The following is an 18,625-nucleotide window of genomic DNA, read 5'->3' as shown; positions in this document are numbered from 1 at the left end:
CTCCGGCCGCTCGCGTTCGTCAGGTTGTATGGTGCTCGGCGGCCGCTCGTGCCTTGGCTACGTGCCGGTAACCCGCGCACGGTGCTTGTATATGGGGCACGGGGGTGCAGACTGCGCACGGACCGGGAGTTGCAAATCTCACCCGCAGGACGATGTCCTGGGTAAATGGAAGGAGTCGGCGAGTGTTCAGCCGTATCGCCATCGTGAATCGGGGCGAGGCCGCTATGCGCCTCATCCATGCCGTCCGTGATCTGGCGGCGGCAACCGGGCTACCGATCGAAACCGTAGCCCTGCACACCGACGTGGACCGGAACGCCACCTTCGTCCGGGAAGCCGATATGGCCTACGACCTCGGTCCGGCCTCGGCACGCCCGTATCTCGACCTCAAAGCCCTCGAGAATGCCCTCGTGGCCACCAAGGCCGACGCGGCCTGGGTCGGCTGGGGCTTCGTCGCCGAGGATCCGGCGTTCGCCGAACTGTGCGACCACATCGGCGTCACCTTCGTCGGGCCGAGCGCCGAGGCGATGCGCAAGCTCGGTGACAAGATCGGCGCCAAGCTGATCGCCGAGGAAGTCGGCGTGCCGGTCGCGCCGTGGAGCCGGGGCGCGGTCGACACCGTCGAAGACGCCATCGAAGCGGCCACCGCGATCGGCTACCCGCTGATGCTGAAGGCCACCGCCGGCGGTGGCGGGCGCGGCATCCGCGTGATCACCAACGAGGCCGAACTCGTCGACGCCTACGAGCGCACCAAGCAGGAGGCCGCCCGCGCCTTCGGCAGCGGCGTCGTCTTCCTGGAGCGCCTGGTCACGGGCGCCCGGCACGTCGAGGTCCAGGTGATCGCCGACGGTCAGGGCACCGCGTGGGCGCTGGGCGTGCGCGATTGCTCGGTGCAGCGACGCAATCAGAAGGTGATCGAGGAATCCTCCTCTCCCGTGCTGAGCGCCGAGCAGACCGCCGAACTCAAGGGCTCCGCCGAGCGCCTGGCGATCGCGGTCGGGTACTGCGGCGCGGCGACCGTCGAGTTCCTCTACCACCCCGGTGACCAGCTGTTCGCCTTCCTCGAGGTCAACACCCGCCTGCAGGTCGAGCACCCGATCACCGAGCTCACCACCGGTTTCGACCTGGTGCACGCGCAGCTGCGGGTTGCCTCGGGCATCAAGCTCGAGGGCGAGCCGCCGGTCGAGCGCGGCCACGCCATCGAAGCCCGCCTCAACGCCGAAGACCCCGACCGCGACTTCGCGCCCGCCCCGGGCCGCATCGTGCGACTCGATCTGCCCGCGGGTCCCGGCATCCGCGTCGACACCGGCGTCAGCCAGGGCGACACGATCCCCGCCGACTTCGACTCGATGATCGCCAAGATCATCGCCTACGGCCGCGATCGCGCCGAGGCCCTCGGCCGGCTGCGCCGGGCCATGGCCCAGACCCGCGTCGTCATCGAAGGCGGCGCGACGAACAAGAGTTTCGTCCTCGACCTGCTCGACCAGCCCGAGGTCATCGACGCCAGCGCCGACACCGGCTGGATCGACCGGGTACGCGGCGAAGGCCGCCTGGTGACCCATCGGCACTCCACCGTCGCGCTGGCGGTGGCCGCGATCGACGCCTACGAGGAAGACGAGCGGGTCGAGCGGCATCGACTGCTCTCGACCGCGTCCGGCGGGCGTCCGCAGGTACAGCACGAGAGCGGACGGCCGCTGGATCTGAAGCTGCGTGGCGCGGGATATCGCGTGCGCGTGGCCCGGATCGGCGCGCACCGCTTCCGCGTCGGCATCGAGGCCGGTGGCGAATTGCGCACCGCCGATGTCGATCTGGAGCGTTTCGATCACCACACCGGCCAGATCGTCGTCAACGGCACCCGCTACCGCCTGATCACCGGCACCCACGGACCCACCCATGTGGTGGACGTCGACGGCGTGACCCACCGGATCAGCCGCGACGAGGGCGGTGTCGTCCGCTCGCCCGCCCCCGCGCTGGTCGTCGGCACGCCGCTCGAGGTCGGCGCCGAGGTCGAGGCCGGAGCGCCCGTGCTGGTGCTGGAGAGCATGAAGATGGAAACGGTGCTGCGCGCACCGTTCCGGGCCCGGCTGAAGGAATGCGCGGTCTCGGTCGGCACCCAGGTCGAAGCGGGCGCGCCGCTGCTGCGGCTCGAGCCGCTCGCCGACGACGACGAAGCCGCCGAGGCCGAGACCACCGGCACCGTCGAGCTCGATCTGCCCAGCGCGGCAACACCATTGCGCGCCCACGAGCGCGTGGCCCGCGGCCTGCAGGACCTGAGCAGCCTGCTGCTCGGCTTCGACGTGGACCCGCACGACGACCGCCGCGTCCTCGACGACTACCTCACGGCGCGACGCGAAGCCGTCGCCGACAGCCTGCGCCCGCTCGCCGAAGAGCTCGAACTGGTGCAGATGTTCGCCGATCTCGCCGAGCTGAGCCACAATCGGTCGGCCGACGACGATCACGTCCAGGGACACGTCCACAGCGCCCGTGAGTACTTCCACACCTACCTGCAGAGTCTCGATGTCGAGCGGGCCGGGCTCCCCGAGTCGTACCAGGCCAAACTCGGCACGGCGCTGCGCCACTACGGCGTCACCGAGCTGGACCGCACGCCCGACCTCGAAGCGGCGGTCTTCCGGATCTTCCTCGCTCAGCAGCGTCCCACCGACACCGTCACCGTCGTCACCGCGCTGCTGCGCGAATGGCTGACCGAGCCGATGCCCGACCAGGTGCTGCGCGAACCCGTCGGCCTGGCGCTCGAGCGTCTCGTCGCGGCGACGCAGGTGCGTTTCCCGGTGATCGCCGATCTCGCCCGCGGTCTGGTCTACGCCTGGTACGGCCAGCCGCTGCTGCGCCGCAACCGCGCTCGCGTGTACACCAACGTCCGCAAGCACCTGAGCTACCTGGACGCGAACCCGGCCGCCGACGATCGCGGCGCCCGGATCGCCGAAATGGTGCGCAGCACCGAACCCCTGGTGCGGTTGCTCGGCCAGCGGCTCGAGCGCGACAAGCCCGACCACACCTCGATGCTCGAGGTGCTGACCCGGCGTTACTACGGCAACAAGGGCCTCACCGGCGTCCGCACCGAACAGGTCGGCGACACCACGTTCGTCGTGGCCGAACGCTACGGTTCGACGCTGGTCTCGACCGCTGTCGGCTTCGACAAGCTCGACGCCGCACTGGACGGGCTCGCCGAGCTGGCGAGCGGCGCCGTCTCCATCGACGCCGACATCTACCTCAGCTGGGAATCGCAGCCCGAGGACTTCGACGCGATGGCCGCGGCCCTACAGGAGGTGCTGGGCGCGCACCCGGTACCGAATCAGGTGCACCGGATCACCGCCACCGTCGCGGGCAGCGGCGGTTCGGTCATGCACCACCACTTCACCTTCCGTCCGTCGGTGACGGGGATGGCCGAGGAACGGCTGATCCGCGGACTGCACCCCTACATCGCGCAGCGGATGCAGCTGGAGCGGTTGCGCAAGTTCGACCTCACCCGGTTGCCGTCCTCGGACGAAGAGGTCTACCTGTTCCGCGGCGTGGCCAAGGAGAACCCCTCCGACGAGCGCCTGATCGCCTTCGCCCAGGTCCGTGACCTCGCGGCATTGCGCGATCACGACGGCCGGTTGGTCGCCCTGCCCACCGCCGAGAGTGCCATCGCCACCTGCGTCGACTCGATCCGGCGGGCCCAGTCGCGGTTCCCCTCGGCCAAGCGGCTCAACACCAACCGCATCGTGATGTACATCTGGCCGCACATGGATGTCACCCGCGCGGAGCTCGAGACCATCGGCGGCCACGTGCTGCCGACGGCCGCGGGCGCCGGGCTCGAGGAGATCCTGCTCATCGCCCGCCAGCGCGATCCCGAGACCGGCGAGCTCACCAAGGTCGGCGTGCGGATCTCGTTCCGTCCCGACGGCGGATCCGAGGTGACGGTCGGCGAACGGACCGACGAACCCGTCGAGCCGTTGGACGAATACCGGCAGAAGGTGCTGCGCGCCGCGGCCCGCAACACCGTGTACCCGTACGAACTGACGTCGCTGCTGGGCGATTTCGCCGAATACGATCTCGACGCGAACCATGCGCTGGTGCCGGTCGATCGGCCCAAGGGCCACAACACCGCGGCGATCGTTGCCGGTGTGGTGACCACAGCGACCGCGCAGCATCCGCAGGGCGTGACCCGAGTGCTGCTGCTCGGTGACCCCACCAAGTCCCTCGGCGCGCTCTCGGAGCCGGAATGCCGCCGGGTGATCGCCGCGCTGGATCTGGCCGAGAGCCTGCAGGTGCCGCTCGAGTGGTACGCGCTGTCCTCGGGCGCGCGGATCTCGATGTCCTCGGGTACCGAGAACATGGACTGGGTGGCGGCCGCGCTCAAGCGGATCGTCGAGTTCACCCAGGACGGTCGCGAGATCAATATCGTGGTCGCCGGCATCAACGTCGGCGCGCAGCCGTACTGGAATGCCGAGGCCACCATGCTCATGCACACCAAGGGTGTGCTGGTCATGACGCCCGACTCGGCCATGGTGCTCACCGGAAAGCAGTCGCTGGACTTCTCCGGCGGTGTCTCGGCCGAGGACAACTTCGGCATCGGCGGCTACGACCGGGTGATGGGCCCGAACGGGCAGGCGCAGTACTGGGCGCCGAACCTGTCCGCCGCCCGCGATGTGCTGATGGCCCATTACGACCACACCTACGTCGCCCCGGGAGAGCAGGCGCCGCGTCGGGCCGCGACCGGCGATCCCGTCGACCGCGACATCTCGAGCTTCCCGCATGTGCTGGCGGACAGCAGCTTCGCCACCGTCGGCGAGATCTTCTCCGCTCACGCCAACCCGGATCGCAAGAAGCCCTTCGACATTCGCACGGTGATGCGGGCACTGGCCGACCAGGACCACCCGGTCCTGGAGCGCTGGGCCGGGATGGCAGACGCCGAGACCGCGGTGGTGCACGACGCGCACCTCGGCGGAATCCCGGTGTGCCTGTTGGGAATCGAGTCACGCAATGTGGCGCGACGCGGCTTCCCGTCCACCGACGGCCCCGACACCTACACCGCGGGCACCCTGTTCCCGCGTTCGTCGAAGAAGGCAGCACGGGCCATCAACGCGGCCAGCGGTAACCGGCCGCTGGTGGTGCTGGCGAACCTGTCCGGCTTCGACGGCTCGCCCGAATCGATGCGCAAGCTGCAGCTCGAGTACGGCGCCGAAATCGGCCGTGCCATCGTGAATTTCGACGGACCCATCGTGTTCTGCGTGATCTCGCGCTACCACGGCGGTGCGTTCGTGGTGTTCTCGAAGGCGCTGAACCCGAACATGACGGTGCTCGCGCTCGAAGGATCGTTCGCCTCGGTGCTCGGCGGCGCGCCGGCCGCCGCGGTGGTGTTCGCCGGTGAGGTGAAGGCCAGGACCGCGGCCGATCTGCGCGTACGGGAGCTGGAAAGCCGGGTGGCCAATGCCGTCGGCACCGACCGCGCGACGCTGAGTGCCGAACTCGACGAGACACGGTCCTCGGTGCGCGCGGAGAAGCTGGGCGATGTGGCCGCGGAATTCGACCGCGTGCACAACATTCAGCGCGCGGTCGAGGTCGGTTCGGTGGACGCCATCGTCAGCGTCGCGGATCTGCGTCCGCGGATCATCGACGCGATCGAGGCGCGACTGCCCGCGTAGTACTCGGCGGACCGGGCTCGGTATTCGACCGAGCCCGGTCAGTCGGCGCCGTACAGGCGCAGAACCGACGATCGGAACTGCGTGGCCGCCGTGGCCGCGTCGACCCGGCCGCCACGCAGCTGCTGTCCCGCCGCGTGGCCGAGCGCGATCGTCGCGGCGACGAGCCATTCGGTGGACAGATCCGTCGTGAATTCTCCGGTCTCGCGGCCGCGCCGGATCAGCGCGTCGAGGTTTTCCTCGACCGGTACGTGGCGTGCGGCGTCGGCCGCGGAGTCGCTGTCGGAGAAGTCGAATCGCGTCTGTTCGGCCAGCATCGTGGCGACGGCGGCGAGGAGCCGGTCGAGAGCTGCCGTGGCGGTGCCGGTGTCGAGGTCGGCGGCTTCCAGTACATCGAGCGCGCGTCGGCTCTGTTCGTCGCGCACCGACGCGAGCAGCATCTCCCTGGTACCGAAGTGCGCGTACGCGGTCTGGCGGGTGACCCCCGCCGCGGCGGCGATCTCGGCCATGCTCGCCTCCGGATGCTCGCCCAGGACCCGGATCGCGGCGGCGACCAGCGCCGACCGGTTGCGCCCTACCTCTACGCGCTGACGGCGCCGCCTTATCTCTGACACGATTGACAACGATAACAGCCCACTTAAAATTGTCAGGTATGTCAGAGATAACTGAACGTGCAGCCCGTCGACTCGTGCTCGACTACACCCGCGACATGGCCCTGTCCGACGAGGACCCCGCCGCGATCGTGGATCGCACGCTGACCGAGGACGTGATCTGGCAGACCGACGGCACCGAGCTCGACCGCGACCGGTTGATTGCGCACGCGTCGCCCGCCCGCAAGAACGTCACCGCCGTCGATGTCACGATCGACGATCTGCTCGTCGACGGCCACCGATTCGCCGCGCGGTGCCGCCTCGACGCCGAACATCGCAAGCTCGGGCACCTACGGATCGAATGGATCATGATCGGCAGCGTCGCCGGCGACGGACGCGTGCGGCGGATTCATCAACTCGCTGTGACCCCGAAGTCGTAGGAGTGGTCCTGACCACATCGAATGCCCCTATATCCTGGTCTCTTCGCATCACGAGTAGGAGCGTTCCGATGGCCTTGGCTCGACACTGCGACCGCGATGGTTGCGATAGCTGGCAGCGCATCGATCACGACGTCAACCACCGATGGATCACCGTCGACCTCGGTGCGGGCGACGTGCGGCACTTCGATACCCGCGACTGCCTGCTGCACTGGGCAGCGGCCACCAGCGTCCCGACCGAGGTCTCTCCGGCTGTGTAATTTCTCAGATTCGCCACCTAGGGTCGAGTCCAGCCGCAGTACGCCGACCTGTACAGGAAGGAAGACTGGCGAGACATGCCGAGCATCACAACGTGCCGAGACGCACTCGAATTGGCGGTGCGTGCGCCCTCGGTGCACAACACCCAACCGTGGCGCTGGCGGATCCAGCGCGGCCGCGTCGATCTGTTCGCCGACTTCGGGCGTCAGGTCACCGCGACAGACCCCTTGGCACGCGCTCTCGTGGTGAGTTGCGGCGCCGCGCTGCATCATCTCGAGGTGGCGTTCGCCATGCTGGGCTGGCAGGCCGAGATCGATCGGTTGCCCGACCCGGATCGACCCGACCACCTCGCGACGGTGCGGTTCACCCCGCGTCCGCCGTCGGATCGCGATATCCGGCTGGCCGCCGCCATCCACCTGCGCCAATCCGATCGGCGCCGCTATCCTGGCGGGCCGGTGCCCGCGCGCGACCTGCGTGCGGTGTCGCGATGCGCGGCCCCGTTCGGGGCCGCGGCCCGGCACGTCCCCGACAGCATGCTCTCGCAGCTGGCCGCCCCCATGCACCGAGCCGCCGCCCGGCACGCGACCGACACGAACTACCTGGCGGAACTGGAGCAGTGGAGCGGCTGCCACGGCGAGCCCAACGGCGTACCCGCCCGCAACGCACCCGTCGCACGCTCATCGGACGAACTACCGGTGCGGGTCTTCGCCGAAGCGGAACTGTCCGAGTACACCGACGAGCCCGACTCCGCCCACTGGCTGGTCGTGTGCACCCCGCACGACAACCGCGTCTCCCAGCTGCGCGCGGGTCAGGCAACGAGCGCGATCCTGCTGCAGGCCACCTACCTCGGCCTGGCGACGAGCCTGCAATCCGAACCTCTCGGCATGCTGGATCTCCGCGACCAGATCCGCACCACGGTCCTGCAGGAATGCGCCTATCCGCACGTCATGATCCGAGTCGGCGTCATGCCGCACGCCGCGGCACCCTTGGAATCCACCCCGCGCCGCCCGGTGACCGAGGTCATCGAAACGAACTGAATCACCTGGTCGATCGGTGTTTCGACCGCGTCGGCGCGAGGGCGGCTGATTGCTTCGATGGATTGCGGGCATGTCCACCACAGGGCGGTCTCGTCCTCGAAAAGGAGCTGCGCGATGAATCAGTCAGAGAAACAGTTTCCCGATGACGCTCGGACCACTCGAACCCATGCGGGCGAGTCGATCAGGGACACCAGGAATTGGCCCGGATTGATTCTTGCCGCTGTCGGGCTGGTGCTGCTCGGTCTCACGCTCACCGCGGCCGGGTACGGCTTCGGCGGCTGGGCCGTGCTGGCGGGTGTGGCGTGCGCGGTGTGTCTGGTGGTGGGGATCGGGCTCGTGGTCGCCGAGCACCGACGGGTGAAGGCGCAGGAGGGTCTCGCCTTGGGCGAGCCACGGGGACACTGAGATGGTCGTCCTGCGGGCGCCGCGGGTCTACCGGCCGCAGGCCGATACCTGGCTGCTCAGCCGTGCGATGCGTGAAGTGCCGTCGCTGTCCGGCGGGCGGGTGCTCGACGTCTGCTCGGGGACCGGCGCGCTCACCATGGCCGCCGCCGCGGCGGGCGCGAGCAGTCTGACCGCCGTCGACCTGTCCTGGTCGGCGCTGATGTCGACATGGATGAACTGCCGGTTACGCGGCATCGCGGTGGAGCTGCTGCACGGCGATTTCGGATCCGCGCTGCGGCTGCCCCGCTTCGACGTGGTGGTCGCGAATCCGCCCTATGTTCCCGCGGGCCGGGCGACCGGTCGCGGTGCGGCGCTGGCCTGGGACGCGGGCGCCGACGGCCGAAGTGTGCTCGACCGGTTGTGCGCGATGCTGCCGGACCTGCTCACCGAGCGTGGCGTCGGGTTGATCGTGCATTCGGCGATCAACGACCCCGAGCGCAGCCTGTGCCAACTGCGTGGACTGGGCGCGAACGCCCAGGTCGCGGCGACCGGAACGGTGCCGTTCGGACCGGTCATGCGGTCTCGCGCCGGATGGTTGGCCGCCAACGGCTTCATCCGGCCCGGCCAGCGCGAGGAGGAACTGGTGGTGATCCGTGTCGACCGAACATCGTCTCCCGTCGCCGACCTCGCCTGAGGCGCGGCGGGTCGTGCTCACCGACGGCGGGCCCGCGCTCATCGACGGTCCCGTCGACGTGGTCACCCCCGACGGGACGGTCCTGCACTGCGACCGTTTCGTGGTGGCGCTGTGTCTGTGTCGCCGGTCGAGCACCTACCCGCTGTGCGATACGAGCCACCGGCGCCGGCGTCATCCGAGGAGTGCCGAATGACGGCTCTGCGATCACTGCCCCGCCCGCGTGGCGAGTTGTCTGCCGCGGTCACCGAATTGCTCACGCGGACACCAGGTTTAGCGGTTCCCGAAGTCGGTGGACTCGACCCCTACGGCGAGGATCTCCTGCTGACCCTGCACACCTGTTACGAACTGCACTATCAGGGATTCGCCGGTGTCGACGAGAACTGGGAGTGGGATCCCGACCTGCTGCGGCTGCGCCGCGACCTGGAGAACCAGCTGCTCACAGCCCTGCATGCCGATGTCCCCGGCGGCGAGGACGTCGAGGCAGAACTCGACCGTCTCCTCGAACCGACCCGTGACACCGACGGCATCGCGGGATTCCTCGCCGAGCGGGGGACGGCCGATCGGTTGCGCGAATACTTCGTCCACCGCTCGATCTATCACCACATCGAAGCCGACCCGTACGCCTGGGTGATCCCGCGCCTGCGCGGACAGGTGAAAGCGTCGCTGGTGGCGGTCGAGTTCGACGAGTTCGGCGCCGGCCGCGGCGAACGCGTGCACGCGCGACTCTTCGCCGATCTCCTGTCCGGCGCCGACCTCGAGCCGGGCTACCTGCACTACCTCGACACCGTGCCCGCGCCGATGCTGGCGCTGGTGGACATGATGACGTTGTTCGGCCTGCACCGTGGCCTGCGCGGCGCGCTGATCGGCCATTTCGCGACCGCCGAGATCACCTCGCCGCCCGCGTCGCGCCGATTGGCCGAGCTCGCCCGCACGCTGCTCCCGCATCCCGCGTGCGCGCACTTCTACACCGAACACGTCGAAGCCGACGCCGTGCACGAACAGGTGATGCGGCGCGACGTCATCGCCGGATTGCTGGCCACCGAACCCGGCCGAGCTGCCTCGGTCGTGTTCGGCATCCAGGCGACGAACCTGCTCGAGGATCGCTTCGCCGAACATGTCCTGACGTGCTGGAACGCGGATCGCAGCTCGTTGCGCGAGGCACTCAGTGCACCCGCCGCACCTGCGTGAAAGTGATCCCGACGGGGTAACCGCCCTGTTCCCGGTCGTAGGCCTCGTGGTCTGCGGTGAGATGGTCGGTGATCGAGTGCATCACGTGCCAGCCGAAACCGGTCGTGTCTACCGGGTGGTCGCTGTCGCAGACCGCGGCAACCGCGACCCGGATCCGGAATCCGTCGGCGGTGACCTCGCAGTGGATCTCGGACTCGGGTACCGCGTCGAGGATCAGGCACGTGGCCGCCTCGTCGAGCGCGACGCGGATATCGGCTACCTCGTCGACCGTGAAACCGGCGATCAAGGCGACAGTTTCGGCGACCGCCCGGAGCATGACAACCTGGCTCAGATCGGCGTCGATCTGGACGCGGGTCGATGTCGCACGGGTCGAGTCGGTGATGATCCGGTCGCTCGAATCCACGATGTCCTCCTCCCGAGCGTGCGCCGGAGTGGCTTCATCGAGCGCATACCCAGGATCAGGGTGATCGAAACGGCCTGTCAGTGACCTGGTTCCGATCGCGAGGCTTCGTCGATCGACAGGTAACACCGGAACAGCGGCCGCACACCGACCAGATCCAGCGCTCGCTCCACCTCACGGGTGCCGGTGAGCAGGCGAATGTCGACCCGGTGCGTCCACGCCTCGACCTTGGCGTCGCGCAGCATCGCCGCGACGCGGATACTCAGGAATTCGGTGTCGCGCAGGTCGATGACGACGACGCGTGCGCCCGAACGCACGGAGCGATCGAGGAGCGAACGGAATCGCGGCATGCGCGCCGCGTCGAGCTCGATGCCGCCCTGGAGCACCCAGCAGCCAGGTCGTCCCGGGTCGCGCAAGGCCGGCTCGGCCGCGGTATCCGCGGAGCAGCCGCGGTACCAGCGCAGCCGACTCGAATGCCGACGATCCGTGACGACAGACATGAAACCTCCTGTGCGACAGGAATGACCGGTCGTCGCTGCCGACAGCCGTCTACCGGCTCGGGGGAGCGGTAGACGAGGACCGGGGTCGGCTGGAGGTCTCAACCTGGAACAATTCTGGCACGTGTCGCCGCCGCTGTCACTGGGTCGACGTTGGCTCGGCGAGCGCTTGCTCACGCAGAAAGGTCAAGGTCCGCGACAGGATCCGCGAGACCTGCATCTGCGAGACACCCAGGTGCTCGGCGATCTGGCCCTGCGTCTGGGACTCGTAGAAACGCATGATCAGCACCTGCCGTTCCTCGGCGGGCAGCGCGGCGATCAGCGGGCGTACCGCCATCGCGTCCTCGGTGAGTTGGTAGCAGGGCTCGTCGCTGCCGAGCGTGTCGGTGATCGGCTGGGTGGAGTTGTCTCGGCCGTCGTGGGTGACGCCGTCGATGGAGTTGGTCTGGTAGCCGTTGCCCGCGACCAGCGTGCGGGTCACCTCGACCAGGTCGACATCGAGTTCGTCGGCGAGTTCGTGCGCGGTGGGGAACCGGCCGAGCCGCTGCGAGAGTTCCTCGGTGGCGGGCCCGATCCTGAGCTGGATCTCCTTGAGCCGGCGCGGCACCCGGACCGCCCACGTGCGATCACGGAAGTGCCTGCGCACCTCACCCATGATCGTCGGGATCGCGAAGGACAGAAATGAGGAGCCGCGGGTGACGTCATAGCGATCTACGGCGAGCACCAGGCCCACCCTGGCGGTCTGCTCGAGGTCGTCGAACTGCTCGCCGCGGCCGTTGAACTTGCGCGCGATGTGATCGGCGAGCGGCAAGCACAGTTCGATCACCTGCGCGCGCACGGTGTCGTGGTGTTCGTCGCCGGGCTCGAGCGCCCGCAGCTTCTCGAACCACGGTTCGATGTTGTCGTAGCTGTCGCCGTGCGAATGCGATCGCCGGGCGGTCGAACGGTCGGCCGAAACTGTCGTTGATTCCCATGTCATCGCTACTTGCCTCACTTCCAGGCGGTTGCAGATGTGTTCATGGGGTACCCACCGGGACCCGGGGCTATGCCCTACCCACGAGGCTAGCGCGCAATGGTCACGACTTGGCAGGTCCGTGCAATCGCCGGATCCAGCCGAATTCGACCGTGGTGGGGTAGCCGCCGCGGGCCGCGTCGAACCCGGCGTAGTCGGTGCGCAGCGCGTCGGTCAGCGTCGCGACGACATGCCAGCCGAAGGACTGCTCATCGAGGGCGGCGGGCTCTCGTGCCACTGCGCTCACCCGGGCGCCGAGCGCTCCGTCCCCACCGGTGAACGCGCAGTCGAGCAGGGAGTCCGGCGTCGCGACCAGCATCAACGCGGTGGCGACCTCGTCGAGAGCCAGCAGCAGGTCGGTGACCTCGTCGAGCGCGAAACCACCGACGAGCAGCACTGTCTCGGCGAGGGCGTGCACCATGCTCAGCTGGTCCAGTTCGGCGGGCACCTGGAACCCGACAGTTCTCGAGCGGGGAGCGGTGTCGCGATCTCGAGCCCGCACGCCACCTCCCTCATCCACTACCGTTTGTCGGAGGTTACCCCGTAACCGCCGGGTCACGCCTCGAGCTCATTTCGGGTCGTTGCCCGTCGACTCCGGTTCTCCCGGCCGCCTGCCCCTGGTCTTGCGCATCACCAGCACCACCGCGACGAGGGCAACCAAAGCCACGATCGCAATTATCTCCATAGGCGCCGCTTACCCCACGAGCCGAGTCCGAACCGCTGTTTGCCCCGCTGATAACGCGGTAGTCCGTCGAAGAAGTGGCAGGCCGTTCTCCGAATTCCCCGCGCGTGACGAAGGGACGACGAAATACCATGACCGACCGCGATATTCCGTCCGAATTCACCCATCCGCCGACTCCGCCCGACGAGGACGCCGCGACACCGTGTGAGCAGGCGGGTCCGGCAGCCGACCAGCAGGGGCCCGCGCTGCGCAGCCCCACGGGTGCGCCGATTCCCGGTGACGCGAGCGTGCGGGCCCAGCAGGGGCCTCGGCTGACCACCCCGCAGGGCGCGGGGGTGGCCGACACCGATCACGCGCTCAAGGCGGGACCGCGCGGCCCGACGCTGCTGCAGGACTTCCACCTGCGCGAGAAGATCACCCACTTCGATCACGAACGCATCCCCGAGCGGGTCGTGCACGCTCGTGGCACCGCCGCTCACGGTGTGTTCGTCGCCAACGGCGCCGCCGCGTCGCTGACCCGCGCGAAATTCCTGGCCGCCGACGCGCGCACCCCGGTCTTCGTACGGTTCTCGACGGTGCTCGGCTCACGCGGGTCGGCCGACACGGTGCGCGACACCCGCGGTTTCGCGGTGAAGTTCTATACCGGCGAAGGGGTCTACGACCTGGTCGGTAACAACATTCCGGTGTTCTTCATCCAGGAAGCGATCAAATTCCCCGATGTGATCCACGCAGGAAAGCCCGAGCCGGATCGGGAGATCCCGCAAGCGCAATCCGCCCACGACACTTTCTGGGATTTCGTCACGCTGCACACCGAGGCGACCGCCCATACCTTCTGGAACATGTCGGACCGGGCGCTGCCACGGTCGTTGCGGATGATGGAGGGATTCGGCGTCCACACCTATCGCCTCGTTGCCGAGGACGGCACGACGAGTCTGGTGAAATTCCACTGGAAGCCGCGCCTGGGCGTGCATTCGATGTTATGGGAGGAAACACAGCTCACGGCCGGTTTCGACCCGGATTTCCATCGCCGGGATCTGGCCGACACGATCGCGGCGGGCTTCGCACCGGAATGGGATTTCGGTGTGCAGGTATTTCCCGACACTCCCGATCACCTCTTCGAGGGCATCGATCTGCTCGACCCGACCAAGATCGTCCCCGAGGAACTCGCGCCGGTGCGGACTATCGGCACCCTGCGGCTCACCGCGAATCCGGAGAATTTCTTCGCCGAAACCGAACAGGTGGCGTTCTGCCCCACACATCTGGTTCCGGGCATCGAGGTCACCGACGACCCACTGCTGCAGGGCAGGCTGTTCTCCTATCTCGACACCCAGATCAGTCGGCTCGGCGGCCCGAATTTCACCCAGTTGCCGATCAATACGCCGCACGCCGACGTCAACGACCTTTTTCGGGACGGGATGCACCAGGGTGGCGTGCACCCCGGAGTCGCTGCCTACAAACCCAATTCGCTCGGCGGCGGGTGCCCCTACGCGGCGAGTTTCGCCGGCGAAGCCTTCGTCGAATCGCCGACACCCATTCCGCCGCCGACCGCGAAACTGCGGACCTCCGCCAACAGTGCGGGATCGGTGTCGTTCGCCGACCATTACTCGCAGCCGCGCATGTTCTATCGCAGCCTGACCACCGGCGAACAGCAGCATCTCGCCGATGCGTTCTCCTTCGAACTCGGGAAATGCCAGTCCGAGACGATTCAGCGGCGGGCTCTGCAGATGCTGGTCAATGTCGACGACGGGCTGGCCGACTACGTCGCCGGTCAACTCGGCCTCGACAAGCCCGCCCCGAACAGCGACCATGTCGACCTCGCGCCGAGTCCCGCGTTGTCGCAGCGACACGGCAGTTTCCCGGTGGACGGGCGGACGGTGGCGCTGCTGGTCGATGACACCACCTCGGGCGACGCGATCCGGGAGGTCTCGACCGCGCTGGAAGAGGCCAGGGTCCGGCCGATGGTTGTCGCGGCGCGCGGCGGTGTCATCGACGGTGTGCCGGTGGCGCGGACTTTCGCCACGATGCGATCGGTCGAATTCGACGGCGCGCTGTTGCTGGCCGCGCCGGCGGACTCCCGCGTGAACCTGCTGGTCGAGGAGATGTGGCGGCACGGCAAGGCGATCGCCGCGGTCGGCACCGCGGCCTCGGTGCTGCAGCGCAACGACATCGAACCCGATGCACCGGGAATCACGGTCGCCGACGCGGTGGCAGCGACGAGCGGGCTGCTCACCGATCTGGCCGAGCATCGTGCGTGGGCGCGCATCGAAGCCGGCTCCTGACCCGCACCGACACTGTGCGCGTCCGTCGTTTCGAGTGCGAATGCGCGGGCATCCCACGAGTGTGGCGATCAGCCGAATGTGGAACGGGCGCCGAAGAAACGGCTCAGCCACGCTTTCGTAGGACGGTGTCGACACCGGAGTTACCTCGGGGCAGGTCGAGCGCACCATCACGATGCCAACGACGTCATCGCGGTGCGCGCTCGACCTGCGTCGCGGCCTTTCGCGGGTGCCCAACGGCGTGCGCCCGCCGCAACACCGATGACAGGAGGCGATGATGTTCGCGATCGAGCGCACCGAGTCGAACCCGGTGCCGACGCCGCCGGAACCCACACCACCAGGCCCGCCGCCGGACCCGTTCCTGCCGAACCCGGGCGATCCGGTGCCCGCCCCACCCAGCCCGCCGAGCCCGCCCGGCCCGGATCCGATTCCGCGCCCGCCGAGCCCGCCCGGCCCGGATCCGGTGCCCCCGCCGCCGAGCCCGCCCGGTCCCGATCCGGTGCCCGCCCCGCCGACTCCGCCCGGTCCCGGTGACCCGGTGCCCGTTCCGCCGGAGCCGCCGGGCCCCGACGTTCCCCCGCCGCCGATCCTTCGAGGTCTCAGCGCGGCACTCGATTTCGGCTCGGCTCGGACCGCGTCCTCGGTGTCACCGCGCCCCGAACTCGCGGCGCGGCCATAGGGAATCCGCGGCCATAGGGAATCAGGGAGGTCGGTTCTCTGGACCACCGCCCGGCCCCGCTGGGTGTCGCCACTAACCGTTGCGGTCCACCTGGGCGCCTTCGTGCGCGGTCAGCAGGACGTGGTCGAGCCGGGTGCGCAACCGCACCTCGTCACCGGCCACCGTCGGCAGCGCGGCGACCACGCGTTCGGCGATGGCGCGCAGCTTCACGTTGGTCTCCTGCGAGCGCCACTGGAGTACCCGGAACGCCTGGTCGGCGCTGACGCTGTAGGCGAGCATCAACGCGCCTTTGGCCTGTTCGATCACCATGCGCGCCTCCAGCAGCACCGGCAGGGTGGTGTCGAGCGCCTCGCGCCGGTATTCGGCCGCGGTGTCGGACAGGTCGATGTAATAGCCCTCGGTGCCGATCACCGTCCCGTCCACGTCGGCGAGCGGCTCCGACACGACCAGCACATCGCGCACCCGGCCGTGCGTATCGATGATGCGGTGGTGGCTGGAGAACGCGCCGCTGTCCTCGACCGAGGTGATCATGGCCGCGACCCGATCACGATCGTCGGGATGCTTGTGCGAGAGCAGCATTTCGGTCGTCGGCACGGTGCCGGGCTGGTAACCGTGCATCCGCGCGACCTCATCGGACCATTCCCATTGCCGGGTGGCGAATCGAAACCGGAATCGGCCGACCGTCAACGAGTCGCCGACCCCGACCACGCGTTCGACAAGCGCGCGCTCTGCGGTGGATGCGTTGTCCAGTTCGGTCATGCGTTGATTATTCACCCTGGACGCCGAGCCTGTTTGCACCTGAAAGACCCGGGTAGGCCGTCGATGGGTCCCCAGGACGGCCCACGGCCACCGAGTGGCCGAGAAACAGCCTGAAAGGAATGTCATGGGTATCGCTGACAAGGCGAAGAACAAGGCCGAAGAGCTGGCAGGCAAGGCCAAGGAAGCCACCGGCCGCGCCACCGACGATCGCGATCTCGAGAACGAGGGTCGCGGCGAGCAGGCCAAGTCGAACCTGAAGGACGCAGGCGAGAAGGTCAAGGACGCTTTCCGCGACTGACCGGCCACGCCGCCGGGGTCATCGGTCCTTCACCGGGCCGATGACCCGGGCCCGCTCCGCAGGTGCTGGAGGTGAGCAAGTGTCCGCGCATGTACCGACGGTCGGCGTCGAGGAAGAGTTCCTGCTGACCGATCCCGCGTCCGGCGCGCCCGCGCCGAAGAACACGCTGGTCGCCGAGACGGCGAAGAAGGCCGGGATCGATCTGCAACTGGAGCTGACGAGCTGTCAGGTCGAGACGAGTAGCGCGGTGCACTCCGAGATCGGCGCCTTGCTGGCGGAGTTGCGGACCGCACGGCGCCGGGTGGCCGAATGCGCGGCCGAGCACGGCACCCGGTTGCTGGCGGTCGCGGTTCCACCGACCGTCCCCGAGGGATACCCGGTCACCGATACGCCGCGCTATCAGCGGATCGCGCACTCTTTCGGCATGATCGCCCACGAGCAGGGGCTGTGCGGGTGCCACGTGCACGTGGCGGTGCCCGACCGCGAAACCGCGGTGCTGGTGAGCAATCATGTACGGCCACGATTGCCGGTACTGCTCGCCTTGACCGCGAATTCGGCGATCTACCGCGGCAACGAGACCGGCTACGCGAGTTGGCGCAGTATTTTGTGGCGCCGGTGGCCCAGCGCCGGTCCGCCGCCGTATTTCGCGTCGCTGCGTGACTACGAATCGATGGTCGCGATGATGCGATCCAGCGGCAGCATCCTGGACAACAAGATGGTCTATTGGGATGTCCGCCCGTCGGAATCCTTTCCGACTGTCGAGATCCGCGTGAGCGATGTCCCGGCGACAGCCGAGGAATCCGCCTTGCTGGCCGCCCTCATCCGCGGAATCGTCACTACCGCGCTCGACGCGATCGCGCAGGACATTCCCGCTCCCACGGTGCCCGGCGAAGTCCTGCGCGCCGCCTATTGGAACGCCGCGCGATCCGGGCTCGACGGCAACGGCCTCGACCTCGTCGCGGGTCGCGTCGTTCCCCACCAGGACCTGCTGGCCGGGCTGGTCGAGGACATCGCGCCGGCATTGCATCGTTGTGGTGACCACGACTTCGTCACCGATGCGGTCAGGGCGCTCGGTGAGCGCGGAAACGGCGCGCGCCGTCAGTTGGCGGCGATGAACCGGCGACGCGAGATCGCCGATGTGATCGGTGAACTCGCCGACGCTACCCTCGAGGGCTGCCGCTGATCGTGACGCCGCGCGCATCAGATCCATCACATTCGCAGACACCATCGATTCGGCGTGCTGAAATGGGATCACCAGCCGATTTTGAGCCACCAGGACCGGCCGGGGCAGTGTGTACGCCTGCCGGTGTCGAGGGATCGGGCACTCGTGAACACCCATTCCGGCCATGGCGACCAACCGTCGCGGATCGATGAATCCGACTCGGCACTGCGTGCGGAGGTCACCTTCCATCACACGGCCACTGTTCTGCATGTGCACGGCGAGATCGACGCCTGCAACCTGCCTCGATGGCGCACCGTTCTCGACGCAGCCATCACGGCGGAGGGCGAGTCGGGCCACCTGGTGATCGACATCAGAGACGTGACGTTCATGTCCTGCCGGGCGATCCTCGACATGGCGACCCGCGCCCAGCAGAGCCGGCTGCGGATGAGTGTGGTCAATCCCGTGCCGTCGGTCACCAATCGGATCATCGTCGCGGCCGGTCTCACCGAGTGGCTACCCGTCTACCCGAGCCGAACCGAGGCTCTGGCCGCCGCGCCCGCACAGCCCACCCGAACGATTCCCCCGGCGTCGTGGACGCCGACGTAGACCTGGGCAGGCAACCCAGGTCCG

19 protein-coding genes are annotated in these 18,625 nt (G+C 68.4%); 13 read left to right on the top strand and 6 right to left on the bottom strand.

The window, feature by feature from the left end:
- Positions 1-182 precede the first annotated feature (182 nt).
- Positions 183-5,645, top strand: coding sequence for an ATP-binding protein (locus ACWGCN_RS04175; protein WP_452460244.1), 5,463 nt, complete (start codon positions 183-185; stop codon positions 5,643-5,645).
- Between the two features lie 38 nt (positions 5,646-5,683).
- Here ACWGCN_RS04175 and ACWGCN_RS04170 read toward each other — a convergent pair whose 3' ends face one another.
- Positions 5,684-6,256, bottom strand: coding sequence for a TetR family transcriptional regulator (locus ACWGCN_RS04170; RefSeq protein WP_452528960.1), 573 nt, complete (start codon positions 6,254-6,256; stop codon positions 5,684-5,686).
- A gap of 38 nt (positions 6,257-6,294) precedes the next feature.
- On the opposite strand from ACWGCN_RS04170, the gene ACWGCN_RS04165 reads away from it, so the two are divergent.
- The 7 genes from ACWGCN_RS04165 (at position 6,295) to ACWGCN_RS04135 (ending at position 10,230) form a co-directional block, all read left to right on the top strand.
- Positions 6,295-6,672, top strand: a complete 378-nt coding sequence (locus ACWGCN_RS04165; RefSeq protein WP_379313988.1) for a nuclear transport factor 2 family protein — start codon at positions 6,295-6,297, stop codon at positions 6,670-6,672.
- Positions 6,673-6,740: 68 nt separating this feature from the next.
- Entirely contained in the window at positions 6,741-6,929 is a 189-nt protein-coding gene (locus ACWGCN_RS04160; RefSeq protein ID WP_378995072.1) for a hypothetical protein, read from the top strand.
- Positions 6,930-7,004: 75 nt separating this feature from the next.
- The gene (locus ACWGCN_RS04155; protein ID WP_379313987.1) at positions 7,005-7,964 is read left to right on the top strand and encodes an Acg family FMN-binding oxidoreductase; all 960 of its coding nucleotides are present in this window, start codon (positions 7,005-7,007) and stop codon (positions 7,962-7,964) included.
- A 114-nt stretch (positions 7,965-8,078) separates the two neighbouring features.
- Complete coding sequence (locus tag ACWGCN_RS04150) at positions 8,079-8,369, top strand: hypothetical protein (RefSeq protein WP_378995068.1); 291 nt, start codon at positions 8,079-8,081, stop codon at positions 8,367-8,369.
- Position 8,370: 1 nt separating this feature from the next.
- On the top strand, positions 8,371-9,042 hold the full coding sequence (locus ACWGCN_RS04145; RefSeq protein WP_452457464.1) for a HemK2/MTQ2 family protein methyltransferase: 672 nt from the start codon (positions 8,371-8,373) through the stop codon (positions 9,040-9,042).
- A 13-nt stretch (positions 9,043-9,055) separates the two neighbouring features.
- The gene (locus ACWGCN_RS04140) at positions 9,056-9,235 is read left to right on the top strand and encodes a CDGSH iron-sulfur domain-containing protein (RefSeq protein WP_387448595.1); all 180 of its coding nucleotides are present in this window, start codon (positions 9,056-9,058) and stop codon (positions 9,233-9,235) included.
- Positions 9,232-10,230, top strand: coding sequence for an iron-containing redox enzyme family protein (locus ACWGCN_RS04135; protein ID WP_452457463.1), 999 nt, complete (start codon positions 9,232-9,234; stop codon positions 10,228-10,230). The genes ACWGCN_RS04140 and ACWGCN_RS04135 overlap by 4 nt, the downstream gene beginning before the upstream one ends.
- Here ACWGCN_RS04135 and ACWGCN_RS04130 read toward each other — a convergent pair.
- From ACWGCN_RS04130 to ACWGCN_RS04115, 4 genes are all read right to left on the bottom strand, one after another.
- Positions 10,205-10,633 (bottom strand): ATP-binding protein, encoded by a 429-nt coding sequence (locus tag ACWGCN_RS04130; RefSeq protein WP_378995056.1) that lies wholly within the window; start codon positions 10,631-10,633, stop codon positions 10,205-10,207. The two genes, ACWGCN_RS04135 and ACWGCN_RS04130, sit on opposite strands and share 26 nt — an antisense overlap.
- 77 nt (positions 10,634-10,710) lie before the next feature.
- Complete coding sequence (locus ACWGCN_RS04125; protein ID WP_378995053.1) at positions 10,711-11,130, bottom strand: STAS domain-containing protein; 420 nt, start codon at positions 11,128-11,130, stop codon at positions 10,711-10,713.
- A gap of 136 nt (positions 11,131-11,266) precedes the next feature.
- The gene (locus ACWGCN_RS04120) at positions 11,267-12,106 is read right to left on the bottom strand and encodes an RNA polymerase sigma factor SigF (protein WP_379313982.1); all 840 of its coding nucleotides are present in this window, start codon (positions 12,104-12,106) and stop codon (positions 11,267-11,269) included.
- Between the two features lie 97 nt (positions 12,107-12,203).
- A complete protein-coding gene (locus ACWGCN_RS04115) occupies positions 12,204-12,641 on the bottom strand; it encodes an anti-sigma factor (RefSeq protein WP_379313981.1) in 438 nt (145 codons plus the stop codon).
- 311 nt (positions 12,642-12,952) lie between these two features.
- On the opposite strand from ACWGCN_RS04115, the gene ACWGCN_RS04110 reads away from it, so the two are divergent.
- Both ACWGCN_RS04110 and ACWGCN_RS04105 read left to right on the top strand, forming a co-directional pair.
- Positions 12,953-15,100 carry a catalase gene (locus ACWGCN_RS04110; protein ID WP_452457462.1) on the top strand — a complete coding sequence of 716 codons (2,148 nt, stop codon included), beginning with the start codon at positions 12,953-12,955 and terminating at the stop codon, positions 15,098-15,100.
- 271 nt (positions 15,101-15,371) lie between these two features.
- Positions 15,372-15,776, top strand: coding sequence for a hypothetical protein (locus ACWGCN_RS04105; RefSeq protein ID WP_452457461.1), 405 nt, complete (start codon positions 15,372-15,374; stop codon positions 15,774-15,776).
- A 72-nt stretch (positions 15,777-15,848) separates the two neighbouring features.
- On the opposite strand, the gene ACWGCN_RS04100 is transcribed toward ACWGCN_RS04105, so the two are convergent.
- Positions 15,849-16,535 (bottom strand): PAS and ANTAR domain-containing protein, encoded by a 687-nt coding sequence (locus ACWGCN_RS04100; protein ID WP_452457460.1) that lies wholly within the window; start codon positions 16,533-16,535, stop codon positions 15,849-15,851.
- A gap of 124 nt (positions 16,536-16,659) precedes the next feature.
- Between ACWGCN_RS04100 and ACWGCN_RS04095 the strand changes: the two genes are divergently transcribed.
- The 3 genes from ACWGCN_RS04095 (at position 16,660) to ACWGCN_RS04085 (ending at position 18,601) form a co-directional block, all read left to right on the top strand.
- On the top strand, positions 16,660-16,833 hold the full coding sequence (locus ACWGCN_RS04095) for a CsbD family protein (protein ID WP_378995042.1): 174 nt from the start codon (positions 16,660-16,662) through the stop codon (positions 16,831-16,833).
- 79 nt (positions 16,834-16,912) lie between these two features.
- A complete protein-coding gene (locus tag ACWGCN_RS04090) occupies positions 16,913-18,016 on the top strand; it encodes a glutamate--cysteine ligase 2 (protein ID WP_452457459.1) in 1,104 nt (367 codons plus the stop codon).
- 144 nt (positions 18,017-18,160) lie between these two features.
- Entirely contained in the window at positions 18,161-18,601 is a 441-nt protein-coding gene (locus tag ACWGCN_RS04085; RefSeq protein WP_452457458.1) for an anti-sigma factor antagonist, read from the top strand.
- The last annotated feature ends 24 nt before the right edge of the window (positions 18,602-18,625 follow it).

It is taken from the genome of Nocardia sp. NPDC055050 (assembly GCF_053608345.1).
This window is presented reverse-complemented; position numbering and strand designations above follow the sequence as displayed.

Excerpts from the sequence above, each read along its gene's own strand:
- ACWGCN_RS04150 (WP_378995068.1), top strand. The coding sequence starts at position 8,079 with ATGAATCAGTCAGAGAAACAGTTTCCCGATGACGCTCGGACCACTCGA.
- ACWGCN_RS04160 (WP_378995072.1), top strand. The coding sequence starts at position 6,741 with ATGGCCTTGGCTCGACACTGCGACCGCGATGGTTGCGATAGCTGGCAG.
- ACWGCN_RS04145 (WP_452457464.1), top strand. The coding sequence starts at position 8,371 with ATGGTCGTCCTGCGGGCGCCGCGGGTCTACCGGCCGCAGGCCGATACC.
- ACWGCN_RS04165 (WP_379313988.1), top strand. The coding sequence starts at position 6,295 with ATGTCAGAGATAACTGAACGTGCAGCCCGTCGACTCGTGCTCGACTAC.
- ACWGCN_RS04125 (WP_378995053.1), bottom strand. The coding sequence starts at position 11,130 with ATGTCTGTCGTCACGGATCGTCGGCATTCGAGTCGGCTGCGCTGGTAC.
- ACWGCN_RS04155 (WP_379313987.1), top strand. The coding sequence starts at position 7,005 with ATGCCGAGCATCACAACGTGCCGAGACGCACTCGAATTGGCGGTGCGT.
- ACWGCN_RS04110 (WP_452457462.1), top strand. The coding sequence starts at position 12,953 with ATGACCGACCGCGATATTCCGTCCGAATTCACCCATCCGCCGACTCCG.
- ACWGCN_RS04105 (WP_452457461.1), top strand. The coding sequence starts at position 15,372 with ATGATGTTCGCGATCGAGCGCACCGAGTCGAACCCGGTGCCGACGCCG.
- ACWGCN_RS04135 (WP_452457463.1), top strand. The coding sequence starts at position 9,232 with ATGACGGCTCTGCGATCACTGCCCCGCCCGCGTGGCGAGTTGTCTGCC.
- ACWGCN_RS04120 (WP_379313982.1), bottom strand. The coding sequence starts at position 12,106 with ATGACATGGGAATCAACGACAGTTTCGGCCGACCGTTCGACCGCCCGG.
- ACWGCN_RS04095 (WP_378995042.1), top strand. The coding sequence starts at position 16,660 with ATGGGTATCGCTGACAAGGCGAAGAACAAGGCCGAAGAGCTGGCAGGC.
- ACWGCN_RS04100 (WP_452457460.1), bottom strand. The coding sequence starts at position 16,535 with ATGACCGAACTGGACAACGCATCCACCGCAGAGCGCGCGCTTGTCGAA.